We start from the raw sequence: 16,300 nt of genomic DNA, 5'->3' as shown, positions 1-16,300 counted from the left end.
CCTCTGGGGACACCGCAACGGAGTGGACCGGACCGCGCCTGATGCTGCAGCTGGCCAAGGCAGAACCGCTCATCAGTGCTGTCGAGCAATGGCTGCGCCACCCCTGGCTGTTGCAGCCCGGTGAAGCCGCGCCAGCAGTCGCCCTGGAATCCGGCACGTGTGAAGCGGTGGTGCAGACCGCTGCACTGGCCCCTGTGGGCACGCGCCTGCGCCTGCCTTGGACGGCACTGTCGGGTCCGCCGGCCGACTGGCTGCAGTCCCCGCATGTCGCCTGGCCCAGCGTGCGCACGGAACTGTGCCTGGATACAGCGCCTGCCGCCGCAGTCGCAGACCTCGCTGAAGGCTCCCTGGTCTGGCTCACGCCCTCTCTGGGGTGCGAATGGCCCGTCACCGTGCGGCCCATCTGCGGCCACCTTCCGGTGCGCGCGGGGGTGCTGGTACGCAGCCCCGATGTTCGCACTGGTGCCCCGCCCATGGCCGAGCCCCTGGGGCTGGACCTGCACGCGCCGCTGCCCACGGCCACCGAGCCGCCTGCCACAGACACCCATGCCAACACGGATGCCGATGCCGAGATCGTCTGGCACGGCATGCCCGCCATGGGGCTGGAGCAATGGCTGTGCTGGCAGGCTCGCCCTGCGGTGCTCTCGGTACCAGCCGCACCTCCCGCATCGACAGCACCGGTTCGCCTTCGGCTACCACCCATGCTGCCGGGGGAGCTGCACTTGCAGCAGGGTGGTGCGTTGCGCGCCCACGGTGATCTGGTCCCCCTGGCCGGTGGCTACGCCCTTCGAATCCGCAGCGCCCTCGGTGCCACACCAGCCTTTGGGCCTGAAGCCCCCTTGTTTTCCGCTGAACCACCCACCGGGCGCGCGTGCGGCGCAGCCTATTCGCAGACACCATGGACCTGAATCAATTTACCCCTTCCTCGGCACTGGTCACCGTGATCGTTGTCTCCCTGGCGCCGTTTGTGGGCGTCATGGTCACTTCCTTCACCAAGATCATTGTGGTGCTCAGCCTGCTGCGCAACGCCCTGGGCCTGCAGCAGGTGCCACCCAACGTGGTGCTCAACGGCATGGCCCTGGTACTCACCATCTACGTCATGCTGCCCGTGGGGTTGGACATGGCCGAACGTGCCCGCAGCGTCTCCAACATCGGCAGCACCTCTGGCATGCTGGCGGTGGCCGATGCGGCCAAAGAGCCCCTGCGCGACTTTCTGGTTCGCCACTCATCCGCCCACGAGCGCGCTTTCTTCCTCAAGACCGCCCAGAAAACCCTCAGTCCCGAACGTGCTGCCCAGATCAGCGAACGCGACTTTGTGGTGGTTGTGCCCGCCTTCACCGTCAGCGAGCTGTCCGCAGCGTTCCAGATCGGGTTCCTCATCTTCCTGCCCTTTCTCATCATTGACCTGGTCATCGCCAATATCCTCACTGCCATGGGCATGATGATGCTCTCGCCCACCACCATCTCGCTGCCGTTCAAGCTGCTGCTTTTCGTGCTGGTCGATGGGTGGGTCAAGCTCACCCACGGCCTGGTGCTCTCCTACGGCCACTGACCTTGCCGCCGTGCATCGCCTTCCCACTCTGACCATGCCCTTCGTACGCCATGTTTGAAAGCCAGACCATCCAACTGCTGTACCAAGCCCTGTGGCTGGTGTTGCTCCTGTCCGCGCCCCCGGTCATCGTGGCCGCGCTGGTCGGGCTACTGGTTGCCCTGGTGCAGGCCGCCACCCAGATTCAGGAGCAGACCCTGCAGTACGCGCTCAAGTTCTTCGCCATCGTGCTCACCATCTTCATCACCGCATCGCTGCTGGGCGGCACGCTGTACCGCTACACCGACCGGGTCATGACCGACTTCCCCGCCCTCGTCAAACGCTGAGGCCACCCACCCATGGGAGAAACCTTTGCTGCGGTGAACAACGTCAGCGAACTGGCGCTTCTGGCCGCGCTTGCCAGCGTGCGCTTTGCTACCGCCTTCGTGCTGTTGCCCCTGCTGGCCCAGGAAACCGTGCCCCAGCTCGTGCGGGGCGCCATTTTTCTTGCGTTCGGAGTCATCACACTGGCCCTGCAGCCTGCGGTCAACGTCACCGGCTGGAGCGTTTCCCAATGGATCGGGTTGTTCTCTAAAGAAGCCTTCATCGGCCTGGCTCTGGGCATGCTGCTGGCCGCTGTACTCTGGGCGTTCGACGCCGCCGGTGAGATCATTGACGGCGCGATCGGACTGTCGCAGGCGCAGGTCACAGACCCTCTCTCCGGGCGTCAGACCTCGCTTTCAGGGGCCTTCCTGGGTCGCTTGGCTGTGTACGTGTTTATGGCCTCAGGTGGTCTCATGCTCTGGATCGGCGTCCTCATGGAAAGTTTTGTGCTGTGGCCCCTGGCCCAGCCTGGCCTTGCTCCGCGCCCAGCCGGTGTCACCTTGTTTGAGAGCGCCTTCGCGCAGTTTGCGGGCCTGAGCTTCCTGCTCGCTGCGCCCACCCTGGTAGTCATGTACGCCATTGACCTGGCGCTGGGCCTCATGAATCGTTTCGCGCCCCAACTCAATCTGTACTCGTTGTCCAGCTCCCTCAAAAGCGTGGCTGCCATCCTGCTGTGGTTGGTCATGCTCACCACCTTGGCCAAGACACTGCTGAACTACCTGGCTGCCCTTTTCCCGACACTGCTGCACAAGATGCAGACCCTGCTGCCCACCTGAACACCCAGCGAGCGCCTGCCTCGGGCTTGGGGTTTGAAGCGTTTTGTTGCAAATGCACCCCCTCCACTAGGAGGCTTCCCAATAGCGCAAGCGGGCGCAAGTTTTTACGATGGAGACATCCCATCTTTCATCCGCGTCCACACATGGTGACCTCGTCCTCTCTCTCGTCGCTGACAGGCCTCGCTGGCCTAGCGCCCCGGACTGACGCGCTCCGGCCAGCCTTGGACAACGGCGACACCGCGCGCCTGTTTGGCTATACCGGCAGCGACGCCGTCGCCCGCACCTTGTCCGTCCCCCCCTTCAGCGGCGACACCCCGGCCCAGCTGCAATCCCGGTTCATTGACTGCCTCTTTACCCGGGGTTGATCTCCGCCCCCCGCGCGCCGCTCCTTTGCGACAGCACCCATGGCCCAACCCATCCCCGATCTGACCCTGCGCGATCAGCCCGACTGGGCCGGCGCGGCAGAGGTCCTCATCGAAGGCTGCGCCCATCTGCCCTCACGTGAAGACCGCGTGCGCTGGATGGAGCGCCTGTGCCTCTCGCTCGGCGATGCGCTGTACCCCGCCTTCCTGCAGGTGCTTTGCCGCATTGGCGAGCATGGCAACCCCCAGGCCCAGGCTGCGGTCGCCGATACCCTGGTGCTTGCTCTGCAAAGCGGCCGCCTGCCCTCGGGGCGGCACGCCGCATGGGGGGCGCAATGGGACGCGTCCGTGCGCGCCACCCGCACCATGGGCCCCATTGAGTACCTGTGCGCCTGGTTCGCGCAGCCCGACGGGCGCGGCACCCTCGGGGCGGTGGCTTTTGACCGGGCCGCACGCGCACTGGTGGGCCTGGTATCGCACAGTGAAGCGGCCCGGCGCCTCTATTGCGCCAAGCTCCACAGCGTGGCCGACGACCCCCTCGATGGGGCTTGGACCCGCAGCAGCCGCCACGCACTGCAAGCTATGGCCCTGAGCTGGTCTCAGGCGGACCCCGAACCCTACCGTGCGGCCACCCAGGCGGTAGAAGCCTTCATGGCTGCGTCCCGCCACGGTGAACAATCCGCGCCTGATGCAACGGTTGGCGCGCTGGCTCAGGGCTGGATTCCTCCGGCCTCCTGGCGTTGAGGCCCCTGTACGCCGCCCCCATGCGGCCCGTTGCACCCTGCTATCCCACCCTCACCATCTGGCATGTCTGAGCCATTGGCCGCGCTGGCCCCCATTCGGGCCGTTGCTCCTGGTGGCCGCGTTGCAGCCTTGGGGGGGTACCCGGGCGGCGGCCAGGGCTTCAGCGGTGACGGGCCATGGCCCGGTGACGACCCCGAAGCCCCCCAGTCGCCCGCCCACTTGCTGGATGCTCTGCTGCGGCTGGAGCACGCCGACCTGCGGGCCTGGGTACACAGCTTGGCGCAGTCCCCCAGTCGCCGGGTCCGACCCTGGTACCACCAGCTCGACTACGCCGACACAGACACACTGTTGCAGCACCTCGCAACGCGCCTCGATGCAGCGCACCTGGCAGGCTTCACCCGGGTTGCCGTTCAGGAGCAAGATCTGGCGCGCTGGGGTGAACACCTGGCGCGCAGCGCCAGCGATCGCGACAGGCTCGGCCTGCTGATCGCTCTAGTTGGCCACGGTACCGCCGTGGGGCCCGTCCTGCCCAGCCACCCCCAGCCAGACGGACTGCGCGCTCCTTTGATCGGCCGTTTGCTGAGTAGTCTGCACGGCCGTACCCATGCCCTCGACACTGCCTTGCAAGCCATGCTGCCGCTCCCCCTGGCTCCGGCACAGGCCGTGGCAATGGTCAGGGCCATACTCACCACCCTGTTACCACCCCGCACCCCGGTGCGCACGCGGGCCGATCCCGGAGCCCTGCGGCAGGCGCTGGAGGCCTGCGCCACCGCCAGCGATGCACCCGCCAAAGCCACCCTGTGGGCCCTGGCCATACCTATCGCTGCCCAAGGGGCGGCCCTGCCGGTGCTCGCCCCTGCCCTTACGCGGCTGCTTACCAGCCAGACCTGTGCCATTGTCAATGTCCTGGCCCAGCAGCACCCTGACGGCCAGGCCCTGGCTTGCTACCTGCACACCCTCTGTGCCCAGCAGCGCACCCACGAAATCCGGCTCATTCACCACCAGCTATGCCAGGGTCACGACGGCATGTACCCCCCAGTGGAGTACCTGCATCACTGCGATCGGCGCGGGGCATATCCCCATGCCATGGCTCTGGGGCACTACCTGGGGGCTTGGGCCATGGTCACCGGCAATACCCCAGGCGGCCCTCCCGCAGGCGCAACTGCGCCAGTGCAGCTCTCTCCCCATACCCAGCCCATCGGACGCGCACCGCAAGCCGCTCACCAAGGAGACCTCTGGCTGGCAGGCACCGCATATGCCGCCCTCGGGCCTGCCCAGAGTGCAGAGGCGAGCAAGTTCCTTGCGGAGCCTGTCTGGCAACAGAGCGGTCCGCAAACCGCCTTTTGGGCGGCTTATCAGCGCGTGTTGCAAGCCCATTGGGGTGGGCTATCGCCACTCCTCCTGGCAGCCTCCGCACCCACCCACTGCGGCACAGCGCCCACCATCGGCACACCCTATGTCCCCTGAACCCGTCATCCTCTATCAAGGTCCACGCTTGCGCATTCGCCAGTTCCATAGCCGCGACGCCCAGGCCCTGGTCACCATGCACCGCGACCCTCGCGTACGCGCGCACCTGGCCGACGATGCACCGCTGGATGAGCCCCGTGTCGCACACCGCTTCATCGCGCACATGCAACAGTTCTATCTGCGATACCCTGGCACGGGCATCTGGTGTGCAGAGCGAGCCCAGCCGCCTGACTCGGACACCATTGCCGACGCACTGCGTGCGCACGCCGAAGGCGACATAGACGCTGTGCTGTTAGCCAAGCTTGTGCAACCCCGATGGGTTTTTTGCGGCTGGTTCAGCCTGGTGCATTTGGAGGAGGATCCGAAAATCCTGGAGATCGGCGCCCGACTGGCGGCACAGACCTGGGGCGGTACGCTCGCACTGGATGGCGGGGAGTGGCTGCTGCAGCACGCCTTTGGCGCCTTGCTACAAACGCATGTGCTAGGCCACTGCGCACCCACCAACCGCTCTGCCGCGCACTGTCTGCAAGTACTGGGCTTCGGCTGCCAAGGTATGGCCACTTACAACGGCACGCAGGCCCGGCGCTACCGCCTGGACCAGGCCCAGTGGCAGGCGTGGCACACCCAGTCCCGCCGCCAGCGCCAGCGTGCGGTGCTCAGCGTTTCTCCGGCATAAACCTGCAGCGGGTGAGGGGAGGTGAGAGGGATGGGAAGAGGGATGGCACGGTGCGTGTTGGCCCCGAGAGGCTCGCCCCAAACGATGAACGACGCACCGATCTCAAACGATTCGCATGCCCGATGACGTGATGCGCAGGCGGCTGGCGTCCACCTTCAAGAAGCCCTCGATCATCTCCTTACCAAGCTGCCGCATCTGCGCCTCCAGCATCGGATCAGGCTGCCGCTGCAACTGCACCTGCGTCGTTGCCATCAGCATGCCCAGCATCACCGTGGCGTCATACATGCGCTGCTTCTCCGCGTCGGTCACCTGGGCGAAATCTCGCTCTGCCGCAAGCGCTCTGCGCAACTGATTGGCCAGCGGCTTCACATGGCTGTTGCTCACATTCTGGTTGTTGTAGGCCATATAGGCTCCCGCCAGAAAAGATGCCAGCCCCGTGGCCACATCGTTGGTCGGCACACCCAGCTGTCGCGCCACCTGTGGGTACTGCTGGTGCAGTTCCAGAAACCCCTGGCGCATTTGTGGACGCTGCGCCGGCGGGTAGTAGCCCACCAACATATCCAGTGCTGCCGTTCTGCCATTGCGCTGAAAGCCGGTGCGCGCCAACTGCTGCGTGGATACGCCGCCCGCCACCCCCTTGCGGCTGGCGCGCGCAGCGCGTTGGATTTCGTTGTTCAGCAAGTAGCTGCCAGCGCCCACGGACAGGCTCATGCCCGTGTCCGAACTCATCCACCAGGCACTGGCAGGAGTCATGGTTGCGAAGGTGATCGCTACAGCAGCGCAAAGATTTTTCAGGGATTTCATGGTCAGTGTTCAGTCAAAAACGCGGACAGTTCCGAAAACCAGCCAGCCCTGTCCGGGGCACAAAGAAAGGTGCAAACATCCAAGGTGATGCCTGTGCATGCACAACGGCCTTGGACTTCCAGCGGTGCCCACCAGGCGGGCAAGGCGGCCACATCGTATCGGTCGAGGAAGAAAAAAACGGACCGAGGAACGGTCCGTTTCGTTTGTTGCAAATCGCGATATCTGCCCGTCGGGCGGACAGGACTTATTGCTTGCGAGCCATGCTGCTCATGCCTTCGCCCAGCGACTTCAGCGCGGTATTGAATGCATCGGTCAGCAGCTTGAACTCCTGGCTTACAGCCTGGAACTCTGCGTTGACAGCCTGCATTTCCTTGGCAGCATCCTCGCCGTCACCACCAGCGGCCTCCTTGAGCTTGCCCGACAGCTCCACCATCTTGGCGGCCTTGTCGCCCATGGCCTCGCCCATGGCCTGGGCAATGGCCTGCAGCCAGCTCTTGGCACCGGCTTTGCCACAGCCCCTGCCGCCTTCGCCCGTGCTCTCGGCCATCTGGTTGCGCACGCTGTCGACGATCTGCTGCGCAATGTCGTCAACCGACTTTTGGATGTCGCAAGATGCCACGTCGGAAATTGCCTCACCAGCACCATCGGTGGGCTTGCAGTATTCCTGCATCACCTCGTCGATCGCCTGGCTGATCGCGTCTTGCAGGAACTTCGGCATGCCATCTTCGCGTTGCAGTGTTTGCGCCGCTTGTTGTGCGCCGCCGCCCATGATGGTGCTGACCAAGTTGGTCGTTGCATTCAGGATGTTGACTGGCGAGAAGCCTTCCAGCGTCTTGCTCATGTCATTGCCACCCAGCAGGCCGCTGACCATGCCACTCAGAAACTGCGAACCGATGCCACCGAGCAGGCCGCCCATGCCCATTCCGCCGCCGCCGATCAATGCGGAACCCACGACGCCAACTGCTGCACCCATAACAAACTCCTTGAAACTGGCCCATCTTCGGGCCGTGATTGGTTGGAACGACTCCTTTGCCTGCACAGGTCGCCCTGGCAAGGACCCCATCGGGCTGCGGCTTTGTGGCACTGGCTCCGTCGGGACAGCCGTGATTGAACCGACTTTGGGTCTGCCGCGCTATATGTGCGATTCCCAGCTAGGAATGCCCCTAGCTAGGGAGGACACCTACCCGCGCACCTCTCTGGCCCAGGATCCGCCCGCCCGCAAAGCATGCGCGGATCACAATTCCAGTATCTATTTTTGCTACAAAAATAGTAGCTAATTGCGCTTTGTAGAAAAGCGCTGGCGGCATATTTGCTTTGGATATCAGACGTTGCCCAACACTCTGTCATCCTGCACCGGAGTAGCTCAGCTCCCAATGCCAGATACCTGTCGAAGCCCTTGTCGCGCGCTTCGCCTGCTTGCGACTCGTTGCAACTGAAGACCTTTGCAACGCGCTGCCCAGCCCGTCCGTGCGCGTTGTGCACAGCACGCCGTGAACAGATCGTGCAAAGGTGTTTAAAGCACCCTCTGTGCCATGGCCATGCGGGTCAGGTGCACCGCCGAATCGGCCTGCATCTTGCCAAGAACCCGTCCCCGATGCAGTTCCACCGTCTTGGCGCTGATGTTCAGGTCCCGGGCGATTTCTTTGCTCATCTTGCCGTCCACCACCCCGCGCATCACCTCGGACTCCCGGTCCGTCAGCGTGGCCAGCCTGCGCTGGAACTCTGCGCACGCTGGTGGCCGATGCGGCGCGGCCGGTGCCTCAAACGCCTTGGCCAGCGCCTGCTCCAGCGCGCTGTCTTCAAACGGTTTTTCCAGGAACGTGATGGCGCCCTTTTCCATGGCCTGCACCGCCAGCGGCACGTCGCCGTGCCCGGTCATGTACACCACCGGCAGTGGCCACTGCGCACTCGGCCCTGCAATACCCCGCGCAATCAGCGCGTCATGCACCTGCAACCCGGACATCCCGGGCATTCGCACATCCAGCAACAAGCAGCTGTCGGCCAGCGTGCCCGCTTGCATCTGGTGCTCCAGGGTGGCAATGGCGGCGTTGGCATCCGCGAAATCCAGAACCCGGTAGCCCGCTCCCTCCAGCCACCAGCGGGCCGTGGTCCGGAAATCTGCGTTGTCGTCCAGCAGGTACAGCGTTCGTGTCGTCGGTCCAGCGTGCGTGACTGTCATGTGTCCATCTCTCCCTCATAGCATTCAAAACTCTCAGGGGCGCCCCGTTGGGTAGGCAGGTCTTGCGCCTGTCTTTGCGCCGCAGTCGCCGCCAGGCTCAGGCCTGATCGCCGGGTAGCCCCTGCGGCTCGGCCTGGGCGGCAGGCGCAGGCGCTGCAACCAGCGGCAGCGCGACGAAGAACGTGCAACCCCGGTCCGTATTGGGCGTGAACCACAGGCGGCCCTGGTGCAGTTCAATCAGGCTGCGGCAGATGTTCAGCCCCACACCCATTCCCGTGGGTTTCGTCGAAAAAAACGGCATGAACAATTGCGCCGCCGTCTCATCCTTTATGCCACACCCTGAATCCCGGATCGCCATCTCCAGCATCTGATCCACCTCATCGATCCGGCACACGACCTCCAGACGCCGCTCGTGCGCGGGCGACGTCGCCATGGCATCGATTGCATTGCGCAGCAAATTCACCAGCACCTGCTGCACCATCACACCATCGGCCACCACCGCCCAGCCGCGCTGCTGCAGCGTCTGCTCAATGCCGTCCTCCTGCACGGACCACTGCACCCCGTGGCGCTCCAGGTCCCAATCCAGCAGCGCCAAGCTACTGCGCAACAAGGTCAGCGTATCCAGAGGCTCCCGTTGCGGTTGGTGATTGCGCGTGTAGTCCCGCACCCGGCCAATCACCCGTGCCGCGTACTGCACCTGCTCCAACGCCAGCTGCACCCCTTGCGTCAGCGGCGGCAACATCTGCGGCTGCAAACTTTCACCAGCGGATGCCAGCCGCGCCTTCAGGCCCCGCAGCACATTGCCCACCGCCCCTAGCGGCTGGTTGAGCTCATGTGCCAACGTGGTCGCCATCTCGCCCACCGCCAAGCTGTGCGACGTAAAAAGCAGTCGCTCACGGTCTTCCAGGTGGCGTCGCGTAGGGTTCAGCGCCCCGTTGTCGGGCCCCAGCCACAACGCCCACAGGCCCTGCTGCGCCGCCACCGGAGCAAGCCGGGCAGCGCGCGCGCGCGCAACCACCGGCGCATCCACTGGCGTATCCCTGTCAGCCACGGCCTGCTCACCACACAGCTCCACCGTGCCCGCCCAGCCCTCGTCACAACCCGGCCACTGCGCTACTGCGCACAGCCCAGCCGTCAGGCCCTCCAGCCGCTCGCACAGCTGCGCCAGCGGGGTCCCCACGGGCGGCCAGTCGTTCGCGTCTGCCGCAATCGCAACCACAGCTGTGGGTTTTGGCGTTGGCGTGTGGGCTACCGCCGCGCACAGCGCCGCATTGCGCCACAGCACCCTGCCCGTGCCCGAGACATCCAGCACCGCCATGGCATCGCCCAGCGCCAGCAGTGCGCAGCCTTGCCAGTCGGCCGACGGCGCTGGCGATTCGATCCCGCTGCCAGGGGCCTCTGTGCTGCCCCCAGCGCCCAACGCCATCGACCCGCTCAAGCCATCACCCCGAATGCACGGCATGCGCCGCACCCAGGCCGGTGCCATCCAGCGGCACGGGCACCCGCAAAGCCATCAGCGTCCATTGCGTGCCCAGCAAGCGGCGCAAGCGGCGCGGCTCCTGCAGCGCAATGCGTTCGGCGGCGCCAGGGCCTGCCATGGCGGGTTCTGCTGCCGCACCCTCCACCACCAGCTGTGGCGTGTGCCGGTCCGGCCGCGACGCACCCAGTCGCCACCGGCCCGCTGCATCCACATCCTGCCGCAAGCGCCACACCTGCCACTGCGTATCAGCGGGCATCGTGGCCGTCCAGCGCGCTACCAGTGGCCAGGCCAGCCCCGCCGCGCCTGCTGCCAGCCCTGGCTGCTGGGCGTTGGGGCGCAGCACATGCCCCCACAGCCGCATGTGTGAAACATCGGGTGGCGCCAGCACCAACACACACCGGCCCGCCTCCAGCTCCCGCAGCAGCGCCTGCTGCGCATTGGCCTGCAGCCATACCCACAGCGCACGGTAGTGTTGGGCAGCGGCCTCGCGGCTCACATCCTCCGCGCTGTGCGAATCGCCCGGTTCGCCCGGTTCACCCTCGCTGCCTTCATCGGCATCGTTCCAGGCATCCCAGAAATCCTCATCCTCCAGCTCCGGCGCAGCATGGCGCGGCGTATCGCGCTCCACCCGCTCCACCCGGTCTTGCGATGCGCGTTGCCGCACCTTGGGGGCCAGCGCCAAAGCCATCGCCAGGGCCTGCGGCATCTCCGTCGGTTCGCCCGCCAGCAGTGGCTTGCCTGTGCCCCGGCCCTCGCGCACACCTGCCCCGGCAGGGGTGCCCAATGCCTGAGCCCCCGTGCCAGCGGCCAGTTGCCCAGGCCGGCCCCCCCGGCCTTCCGGTCGGCCCTGCTGCCCGGTAGCCAAACCATCGGCTCGGGCGCCACGCGCTGCCGGTTCAGGGCTTCGCCCTGCGCCACCCGCCGCCGCCGCAGTGCCCGCGCCCAGGCCTGCAGCACCCGCTGCCAGCCCCTCGCCCAAGCGCGCAGCCCGCAGCGCCCACTGCGCTTGTGCCAAGGCCACCGCAGCCCCACCTGCCGTCATCTGCCCGGCCAGGGTGCGCCCCAAAGCCTGTGCCAGTGCGGCCTGCGCCTGCGCTACCGCAGGCTGCGACGCTGCAGCCTGCGCACTGCTGCGCCCGGCGGCCACTGCGGCAGACACCCCGCCATCGCGGGCGTCCGCGCGCGCGCCTGCTGTTGCCGTAGCCCCTGTATTCACAGCCTGGGCTGCCTGCGCCGTCTGCACGGTGGTTGCCGTGGTCTGTGACTGCCCCCCCGGGGGTTGCATATTTTTGGACGCCGCGAACCCATTGCTTTGGGCCAAAGACTGCGCCGCCGCATCGGCCCGAGGGTTGGCAAAGCCCGCCTGCACCGCAGCCGGGCTGGCACCTTGCGGAACCTGCAAGGCACCGCCCACACCCGCGCCCCCCGGGCGCACCGCACCGCCAGCTGCCGCCGCCTGCCAAGGCGCCGCGCCGTAGCCCGGGCCACCGACCGCGCTGCCACCGGGCACCGCCGTGCCAGCGTTCCAGCCAGTGCCGGTGATCGTCACAGATGTGCCCGCCAACGTGATGGCAGTAGCCAGAACGCGAGACTGCGCCCCGGTAGGGAGTTGGCTGCCCGGCACACCCCCGCGGTAGGTATTGCCACCAGCGCCCGCACCTGAACTGCCTGGCGCAGACCCTGCACCGGTATAGCCATTCTGTGATGAGCCTGAGCTTGGGGTGCGCCCATCGCTCCGGCCCCCGCCATCCCCACGGCTGCCCCCGTAAGGATACGTGCCACCATCACCAGAAGAGCGCCCAGGGCTACCCCCTGGGCCGCCAGCGCTTCCACCTTGCCAATCCGTCCCAGACGAGCCCATTCCGCCTGTGCCTGAACCCCCAGCGCTACCGCTACCGCCACCCTGGCTGGCAGAGCCGCCACCTCCATTGCCGACATGGCTGCCGCCATCGGGCCCGCCCGCTCCGTTGCTTCCGCCATTGGGGCTGGTGCCACCGGTGTCAGCGTTGGGGTCGACCCCGCTGGTGTCAGAAGAAGGGTTTGGCCCAGAGCCGTTTGGGCTTGAGGCTGGCGTTTGGTTAAAAGGGGAATGCTCCGGCGGTAGATTGAAATCGTTAGGTAAACCGGGCCCACTGGATTCGGCTGGCTGGTCCGCTGCCTGCGCTGTGGGTGCAGCGGGCGGCGGGGTAAGCGGGACCGTTGGGGCCATCCCAACAGAGTAGAGGTCACTCATTGAGAAGCTTGTACCAGAACTGGTTGGTAATATTGATTTTTATATTTAGAAGTTATGATTTAAACCAATGCCATAATTGTTGAAGCCGCCTGCACGCATGTAATTGATATACGTTTTTGTACGTTTTGACAAGGCGTACGTGCCATTGAGTAATACATTGGTATATTTTTTTGCATCGAACTGGCTATTTCCGATGGTGTACTCTGACTTGGTTTCTCGTGCGATATCAATGCCAGCCGAGAATTGATTCCAAGTGGCTTTTGCGCCTAAGGTAAATCCGTTGGAACCAGCAATTGAATTGGAAACATACTGCAATGTGGTGGGGTTGTAGTGGCGACCGTTGCGCGAATGGTAGTAAGCCCCTGCGAACTCAAGATTCTGATAGCCGTATTTGGCGCCTAAAGCAAAATTGGCATCTAGACCACTAAACTTGTTGTAAGCTGCACCCACAGTCAAAGGGCCTGCTATATAAATAGCGCTCAAATCTACCTTGCTCAGAGCATCTTCTTTGGGTGCATATGCGGCTTCCATCACAAAACCGCCCATTTGTGGTGTACGGTAACTGATTTGATTGGATTGGCGTTGGCCGCCAGTACCTACAGCACCGAAAGTTCGCACTGCGATTGAGTTGTTACCCATACCCATTAAGTCCCAGGACGCCATTGCGTTGTAGCTTGGCGTAATGGCGCGTCCAAGGGTAACGCGGCCCCAGTCACCGCTCAGCCAAACGTTAGAACTGCGCGCAAACGCACCTTGTGGATCGTTTGCACCGCTAGAGGCATCGAATTTTTGTTCTAGTTGAAAGCCGGCACGCAGCCCACCACCTAGGTCCTCAACACCCCGAAAACCTACGAAGCTATCTTGCAGATTCACTCTAGATGAGCTTTGTAGTCCAGTGTTGAATTCTTTAATTTGAGTAGCATCAGCTTGATAAAACTTCCCCACTGCCACATCCACAGCGCCATAAATCGTCACACTCGATTGCGCCCAGGCCGCTGGTGCACAAGCCAGCAGCGTTGCCAGAGCCAAAGGGGTTACTTGGTATTTGTTCATGAATAGTTTTTGATCCAGAGGTTGCTGAAATGCTGCCCCTCCCTGATGCCCACCAGTCCAACCTGGCGGGGCAGCCCTGCGCGGGATTACAGCAAGCCTCAGGCGGCGTCGGCCTGCGCTTTCGCGCTTACGCAACACAGGTGTTACAGCGCTCTGGGAGGGGGGTGCAAAGAATGTTTCTTTTGATTGCAATTCGGGAGGCTGGCGTTTGCGCGGCTGGCGGCTAAAGCACTCCATACAGATTGGGTGTCACGTTCAAAAGCCGCCCGTGGTTGGGCGAACACCCTGTTGCATGGGGCCTGTGGATGTCCTGCATCACTTCCTGCGGACCGTGATAGCACGGCTTCGGGCGGTCCACTGCGTTGCTTTTCTTGCCAATAGCATGGCTATTGGCTGCAAAAAGACGCCTTGTGGCCCATCCCGACCCGCGCTATCACCACCTCGCGAGGGTTATGCCAGACATCCCAAGCAGGCTGCTGAATTACCTCCCGGCAACTCCAAAAACTGCGTTCCCAATGGCCACTTACCCCCTGTGGGTCTCAAAAAATAGCCTGTAGGCCCTTTTATGAGGTCGAGCTTTTGCGGTTGGCATCGGCAGACTGGTATTGCAGCAGCCTGCTAGTGTGGTGTCTCATAAGTAATTTGAATTATTTCGGCGAGTGTTGATCCTCGGAGTTTTCTTGGAGGAGACTACGCCGATGGCCCACACTGGACGCCCCGCCACGAAGCTGCAGATCACCGATGCCGAGCGCCAAGAGCTCCAGGCGCGCTTGCGCGTACGCAAGGCGCCAGCAGACGAGAAGCTGCGCATGCGAATTGTGCTGGGCTGCGCGGATGGAGAGTCGGGCACTGTGATTGCCCAGCGCTTGGGAACGACGGTGCAAACCGTCTCCAAGTGGCGGCGGCGTTACCAGACATACCGCCTCGCGGGTTTGACCGATGCGCTGCGCGCTGGCCGCCCGCGCAGCGTGAGCGACGAGCAGGTTCAGCAAATCGTGGACAAGGTTCGCCAGAGCAAGCCTGACAACGCCACGCATTGGAGCGTGCGCCAGATGAGCCGAAAGGCGGGCGTATCACCGGCGACGGTGCAACGCATCTGGCATGCGTTTGGTCTGAAGCCGCATTTGCAGGAGACCTTCAAGCTGTCCACTGATCCTCATTTCGTGGACAAGGTGCGCGATGTGGTGGGGCTGTATATGGCACCACCTGATCGCGCCTTGGTGCTGTGCGTGGACGAGAAGAGCCAGATCCAGGCCCTGGATCGCACCCAGCCAGGGTTGCCACTGACGTTTGGCAAACCCAGCACGCGCACGCACGACTACAAGCGTCACGGCACAACGTCGCTGTTCGCAGCGCTGGATGTGGCCACTGGCAAAGTCATCGGACAGCTCAAGCGCCGTCACCGCAGCCTGGAATTCCTGCAGTTCCTCAAAGCCATTGATGCACAGGTGCCGGGCGACCAAGACATCCACCTGATCATGGACAACTACGGCACGCACAAGACGCAGGCCGTGCGGGCGTGGCTAGCAGCCCATCCCCGCTATTACGTTCACTTCACGCCAATTTCCGCGTCCTGGCTCAATCTGGTCGAGCGCTTCTTCAGCCAACTCAGTGAGCAGTGGATCAAGCGCAGCGCCCACACCAGTGTCGCTCAGCTGGAGCAAGCCATCCAGGCATACATCGACCGTCACAACGAGGACCCCAAGCCGTTCGTGTGGCGCAAAAGCGCCGACACCATCCTGGCCTCTGTCGCTCGCGCTGCTGGTTCGATTATTTGATACTTATTTCTGAGACGCCACACTAGCTTCCGGCTCTTGTGAAGAGTTTCGGACTGGATGGACGCGCCATCGTGGTGGTGAGAGGCTTTGGAGCACCGGAGTCGGAGCAGAGGATTGCCCACGGTGTCATTGCTTGCCGGGCGCACACGGGCACCTGCTTCGCGGCGCTGGTGCTTTACCGGGTCATGCGCTCACGACGCGCCAGAGTCCCTGTTGTAGCCACAGGCGCGAAAGGCGCGGGCTCTACAGAACACCCACTGAGGTGATTTTTTGTCGAACGCAGGGGCATGGCTGCGACCTTGAGCGCGAACTGAGGTCCCTACGCTTCAGCCCTGCTGTTGAATAGATGCCAGTTTCATGCTGTCTTCTAGCTGCAAGTGCTCGTATCTCATTTTCATTTGCGTGCATTACCCCGGTTAGGGTGGTGCCTTTCAGATTTGAGACTGCAAATTAAAAGATCTTCTCACCCACCATGTGAAAATTTCCATCTTCATGTTTGTAACGGCGAATCCATTTCCCCCCTTCTACCTCCGAGCGGTATAGGAAATCAACCCCTTTTATTTTTGAAATAATATTCATTATTTCATTAGGGTAAGTAACTTCATTAACCTCAAGCAAGAGTGGGTACTTCATATAATCCTCTTCGTGCCAATCTCCATCATGAAAATTTGAAATTATTCGAATATTTCCGGCGCCTTCGATTTCCCCTAGGAAATATTCACCCCAGAAGCTGCTTTCATGGGGGGAGAATTTTACGCCTAAGACTGACGTTAACTTTTGCGCCATTGCGATGGCATCATTAATCTCAATGCCATAATGATCAAATATGTGCATTT

Annotated in this window: 16 protein-coding genes; 9 read left to right on the top strand and 7 right to left on the bottom strand. The window is 63.3% G+C overall.

The annotated features are described in order from the left end of the window. The first annotated feature begins 41 nt into the window (after positions 1 to 41). The 8 genes from ACT89O_RS19835 (at position 42) to ACT89O_RS19800 (ending at position 5,937) form a co-directional block, all read left to right on the top strand. Complete coding sequence (locus ACT89O_RS19835; RefSeq protein ID WP_487260954.1) at positions 42 to 908, top strand: hypothetical protein; 867 nt, start codon at positions 42 to 44, stop codon at positions 906 to 908. Further along, positions 899 to 1,552 carry a type III secretion system export apparatus subunit SctR gene (gene sctR / locus ACT89O_RS19830; protein WP_487257400.1) on the top strand — a complete coding sequence of 218 codons (654 nt, stop codon included), beginning with the start codon at positions 899 to 901 and terminating at the stop codon, positions 1,550 to 1,552. Before ACT89O_RS19835 ends, sctR begins: the two co-directional genes overlap by 10 nt. Before the next feature lie 50 nt (positions 1,553 to 1,602). Further along, positions 1,603 to 1,875: a type III secretion system export apparatus subunit SctS gene (gene sctS, locus ACT89O_RS19825; RefSeq protein WP_142143659.1), complete on the top strand. Its 273-nt coding sequence runs from the start codon at positions 1,603 to 1,605 to the stop codon at positions 1,873 to 1,875. Positions 1,876 to 1,887: 12 nt separating this feature from the next. Next, a complete protein-coding gene (sctT, locus tag ACT89O_RS19820) occupies positions 1,888 to 2,688 on the top strand; it encodes a type III secretion system export apparatus subunit SctT (RefSeq protein ID WP_487260953.1) in 801 nt (266 codons plus the stop codon). Positions 2,689 to 2,831: 143 nt separating this feature from the next. Then, the gene (locus ACT89O_RS19815; protein ID WP_121421072.1) at positions 2,832 to 3,053 is read left to right on the top strand and encodes a hypothetical protein; all 222 of its coding nucleotides are present in this window, start codon (positions 2,832 to 2,834) and stop codon (positions 3,051 to 3,053) included. 39 nt (positions 3,054 to 3,092) lie between these two features. Beyond that, positions 3,093 to 3,794 (top strand): hypothetical protein, encoded by a 702-nt coding sequence (locus tag ACT89O_RS19810; protein WP_487260952.1) that lies wholly within the window; start codon positions 3,093 to 3,095, stop codon positions 3,792 to 3,794. A gap of 63 nt (positions 3,795 to 3,857) precedes the next feature. After that, complete coding sequence (locus ACT89O_RS19805; RefSeq protein WP_487260951.1) at positions 3,858 to 5,261, top strand: hypothetical protein; 1,404 nt, start codon at positions 3,858 to 3,860, stop codon at positions 5,259 to 5,261. Further along, a complete protein-coding gene (locus ACT89O_RS19800; RefSeq protein ID WP_487260950.1) occupies positions 5,251 to 5,937 on the top strand; it encodes a GNAT family N-acetyltransferase in 687 nt (228 codons plus the stop codon). Before ACT89O_RS19805 ends, ACT89O_RS19800 begins: the two co-directional genes overlap by 11 nt. 102 nt (positions 5,938 to 6,039) lie before the next feature. Here the strand turns inward: ACT89O_RS19800 and ACT89O_RS19795 are convergent, their stop codons facing one another. The 6 genes from ACT89O_RS19795 to ACT89O_RS19770 form a co-directional block, all read right to left on the bottom strand. Then, the gene (locus tag ACT89O_RS19795) at positions 6,040 to 6,741 is read right to left on the bottom strand and encodes a DUF6683 family protein (RefSeq protein ID WP_487260949.1); all 702 of its coding nucleotides are present in this window, start codon (positions 6,739 to 6,741) and stop codon (positions 6,040 to 6,042) included. Positions 6,742 to 6,985: 244 nt separating this feature from the next. Beyond that, on the bottom strand, positions 6,986 to 7,714 hold the full coding sequence (locus tag ACT89O_RS19790) for a hypothetical protein (RefSeq protein ID WP_218301769.1): 729 nt from the start codon (positions 7,712 to 7,714) through the stop codon (positions 6,986 to 6,988). A 540-nt stretch (positions 7,715 to 8,254) separates the two neighbouring features. Next, the gene (locus tag ACT89O_RS19785; RefSeq protein ID WP_121421066.1) at positions 8,255 to 8,920 is read right to left on the bottom strand and encodes a response regulator transcription factor; all 666 of its coding nucleotides are present in this window, start codon (positions 8,918 to 8,920) and stop codon (positions 8,255 to 8,257) included. A gap of 97 nt (positions 8,921 to 9,017) precedes the next feature. Then, positions 9,018 to 10,346, bottom strand: coding sequence for a sensor histidine kinase (locus tag ACT89O_RS19780; RefSeq protein ID WP_487260948.1), 1,329 nt, complete (start codon positions 10,344 to 10,346; stop codon positions 9,018 to 9,020). 16 nt (positions 10,347 to 10,362) lie between these two features. Then, positions 10,363 to 11,964 (bottom strand): hypothetical protein, encoded by a 1,602-nt coding sequence (locus ACT89O_RS19775; RefSeq protein ID WP_487260947.1) that lies wholly within the window; start codon positions 11,962 to 11,964, stop codon positions 10,363 to 10,365. 714 nt (positions 11,965 to 12,678) lie between these two features. Continuing rightward, a complete protein-coding gene (locus ACT89O_RS19770; protein WP_487260946.1) occupies positions 12,679 to 13,686 on the bottom strand; it encodes a porin in 1,008 nt (335 codons plus the stop codon). Positions 13,687 to 14,384: 698 nt separating this feature from the next. Here ACT89O_RS19770 and ACT89O_RS19765 point away from each other — a divergent pair. Then, positions 14,385 to 15,464, top strand: coding sequence for an IS630 family transposase (locus tag ACT89O_RS19765; protein ID WP_487260945.1), 1,080 nt, complete (start codon positions 14,385 to 14,387; stop codon positions 15,462 to 15,464). A 450-nt stretch (positions 15,465 to 15,914) separates the two neighbouring features. Here the strand turns inward: ACT89O_RS19765 and ACT89O_RS19760 are convergent, their stop codons facing one another. Further along, positions 15,915 to 16,298: a hypothetical protein gene (locus ACT89O_RS19760; RefSeq protein ID WP_487260944.1), complete on the bottom strand. Its 384-nt coding sequence runs from the start codon at positions 16,296 to 16,298 to the stop codon at positions 15,915 to 15,917. Between the last annotated feature and the right edge of the window lie 2 nt (positions 16,299 to 16,300).

It is taken from the genome of Acidovorax sp. NN32 (assembly GCF_057597245.1).
This window is presented reverse-complemented; position numbering and strand designations above follow the sequence as displayed.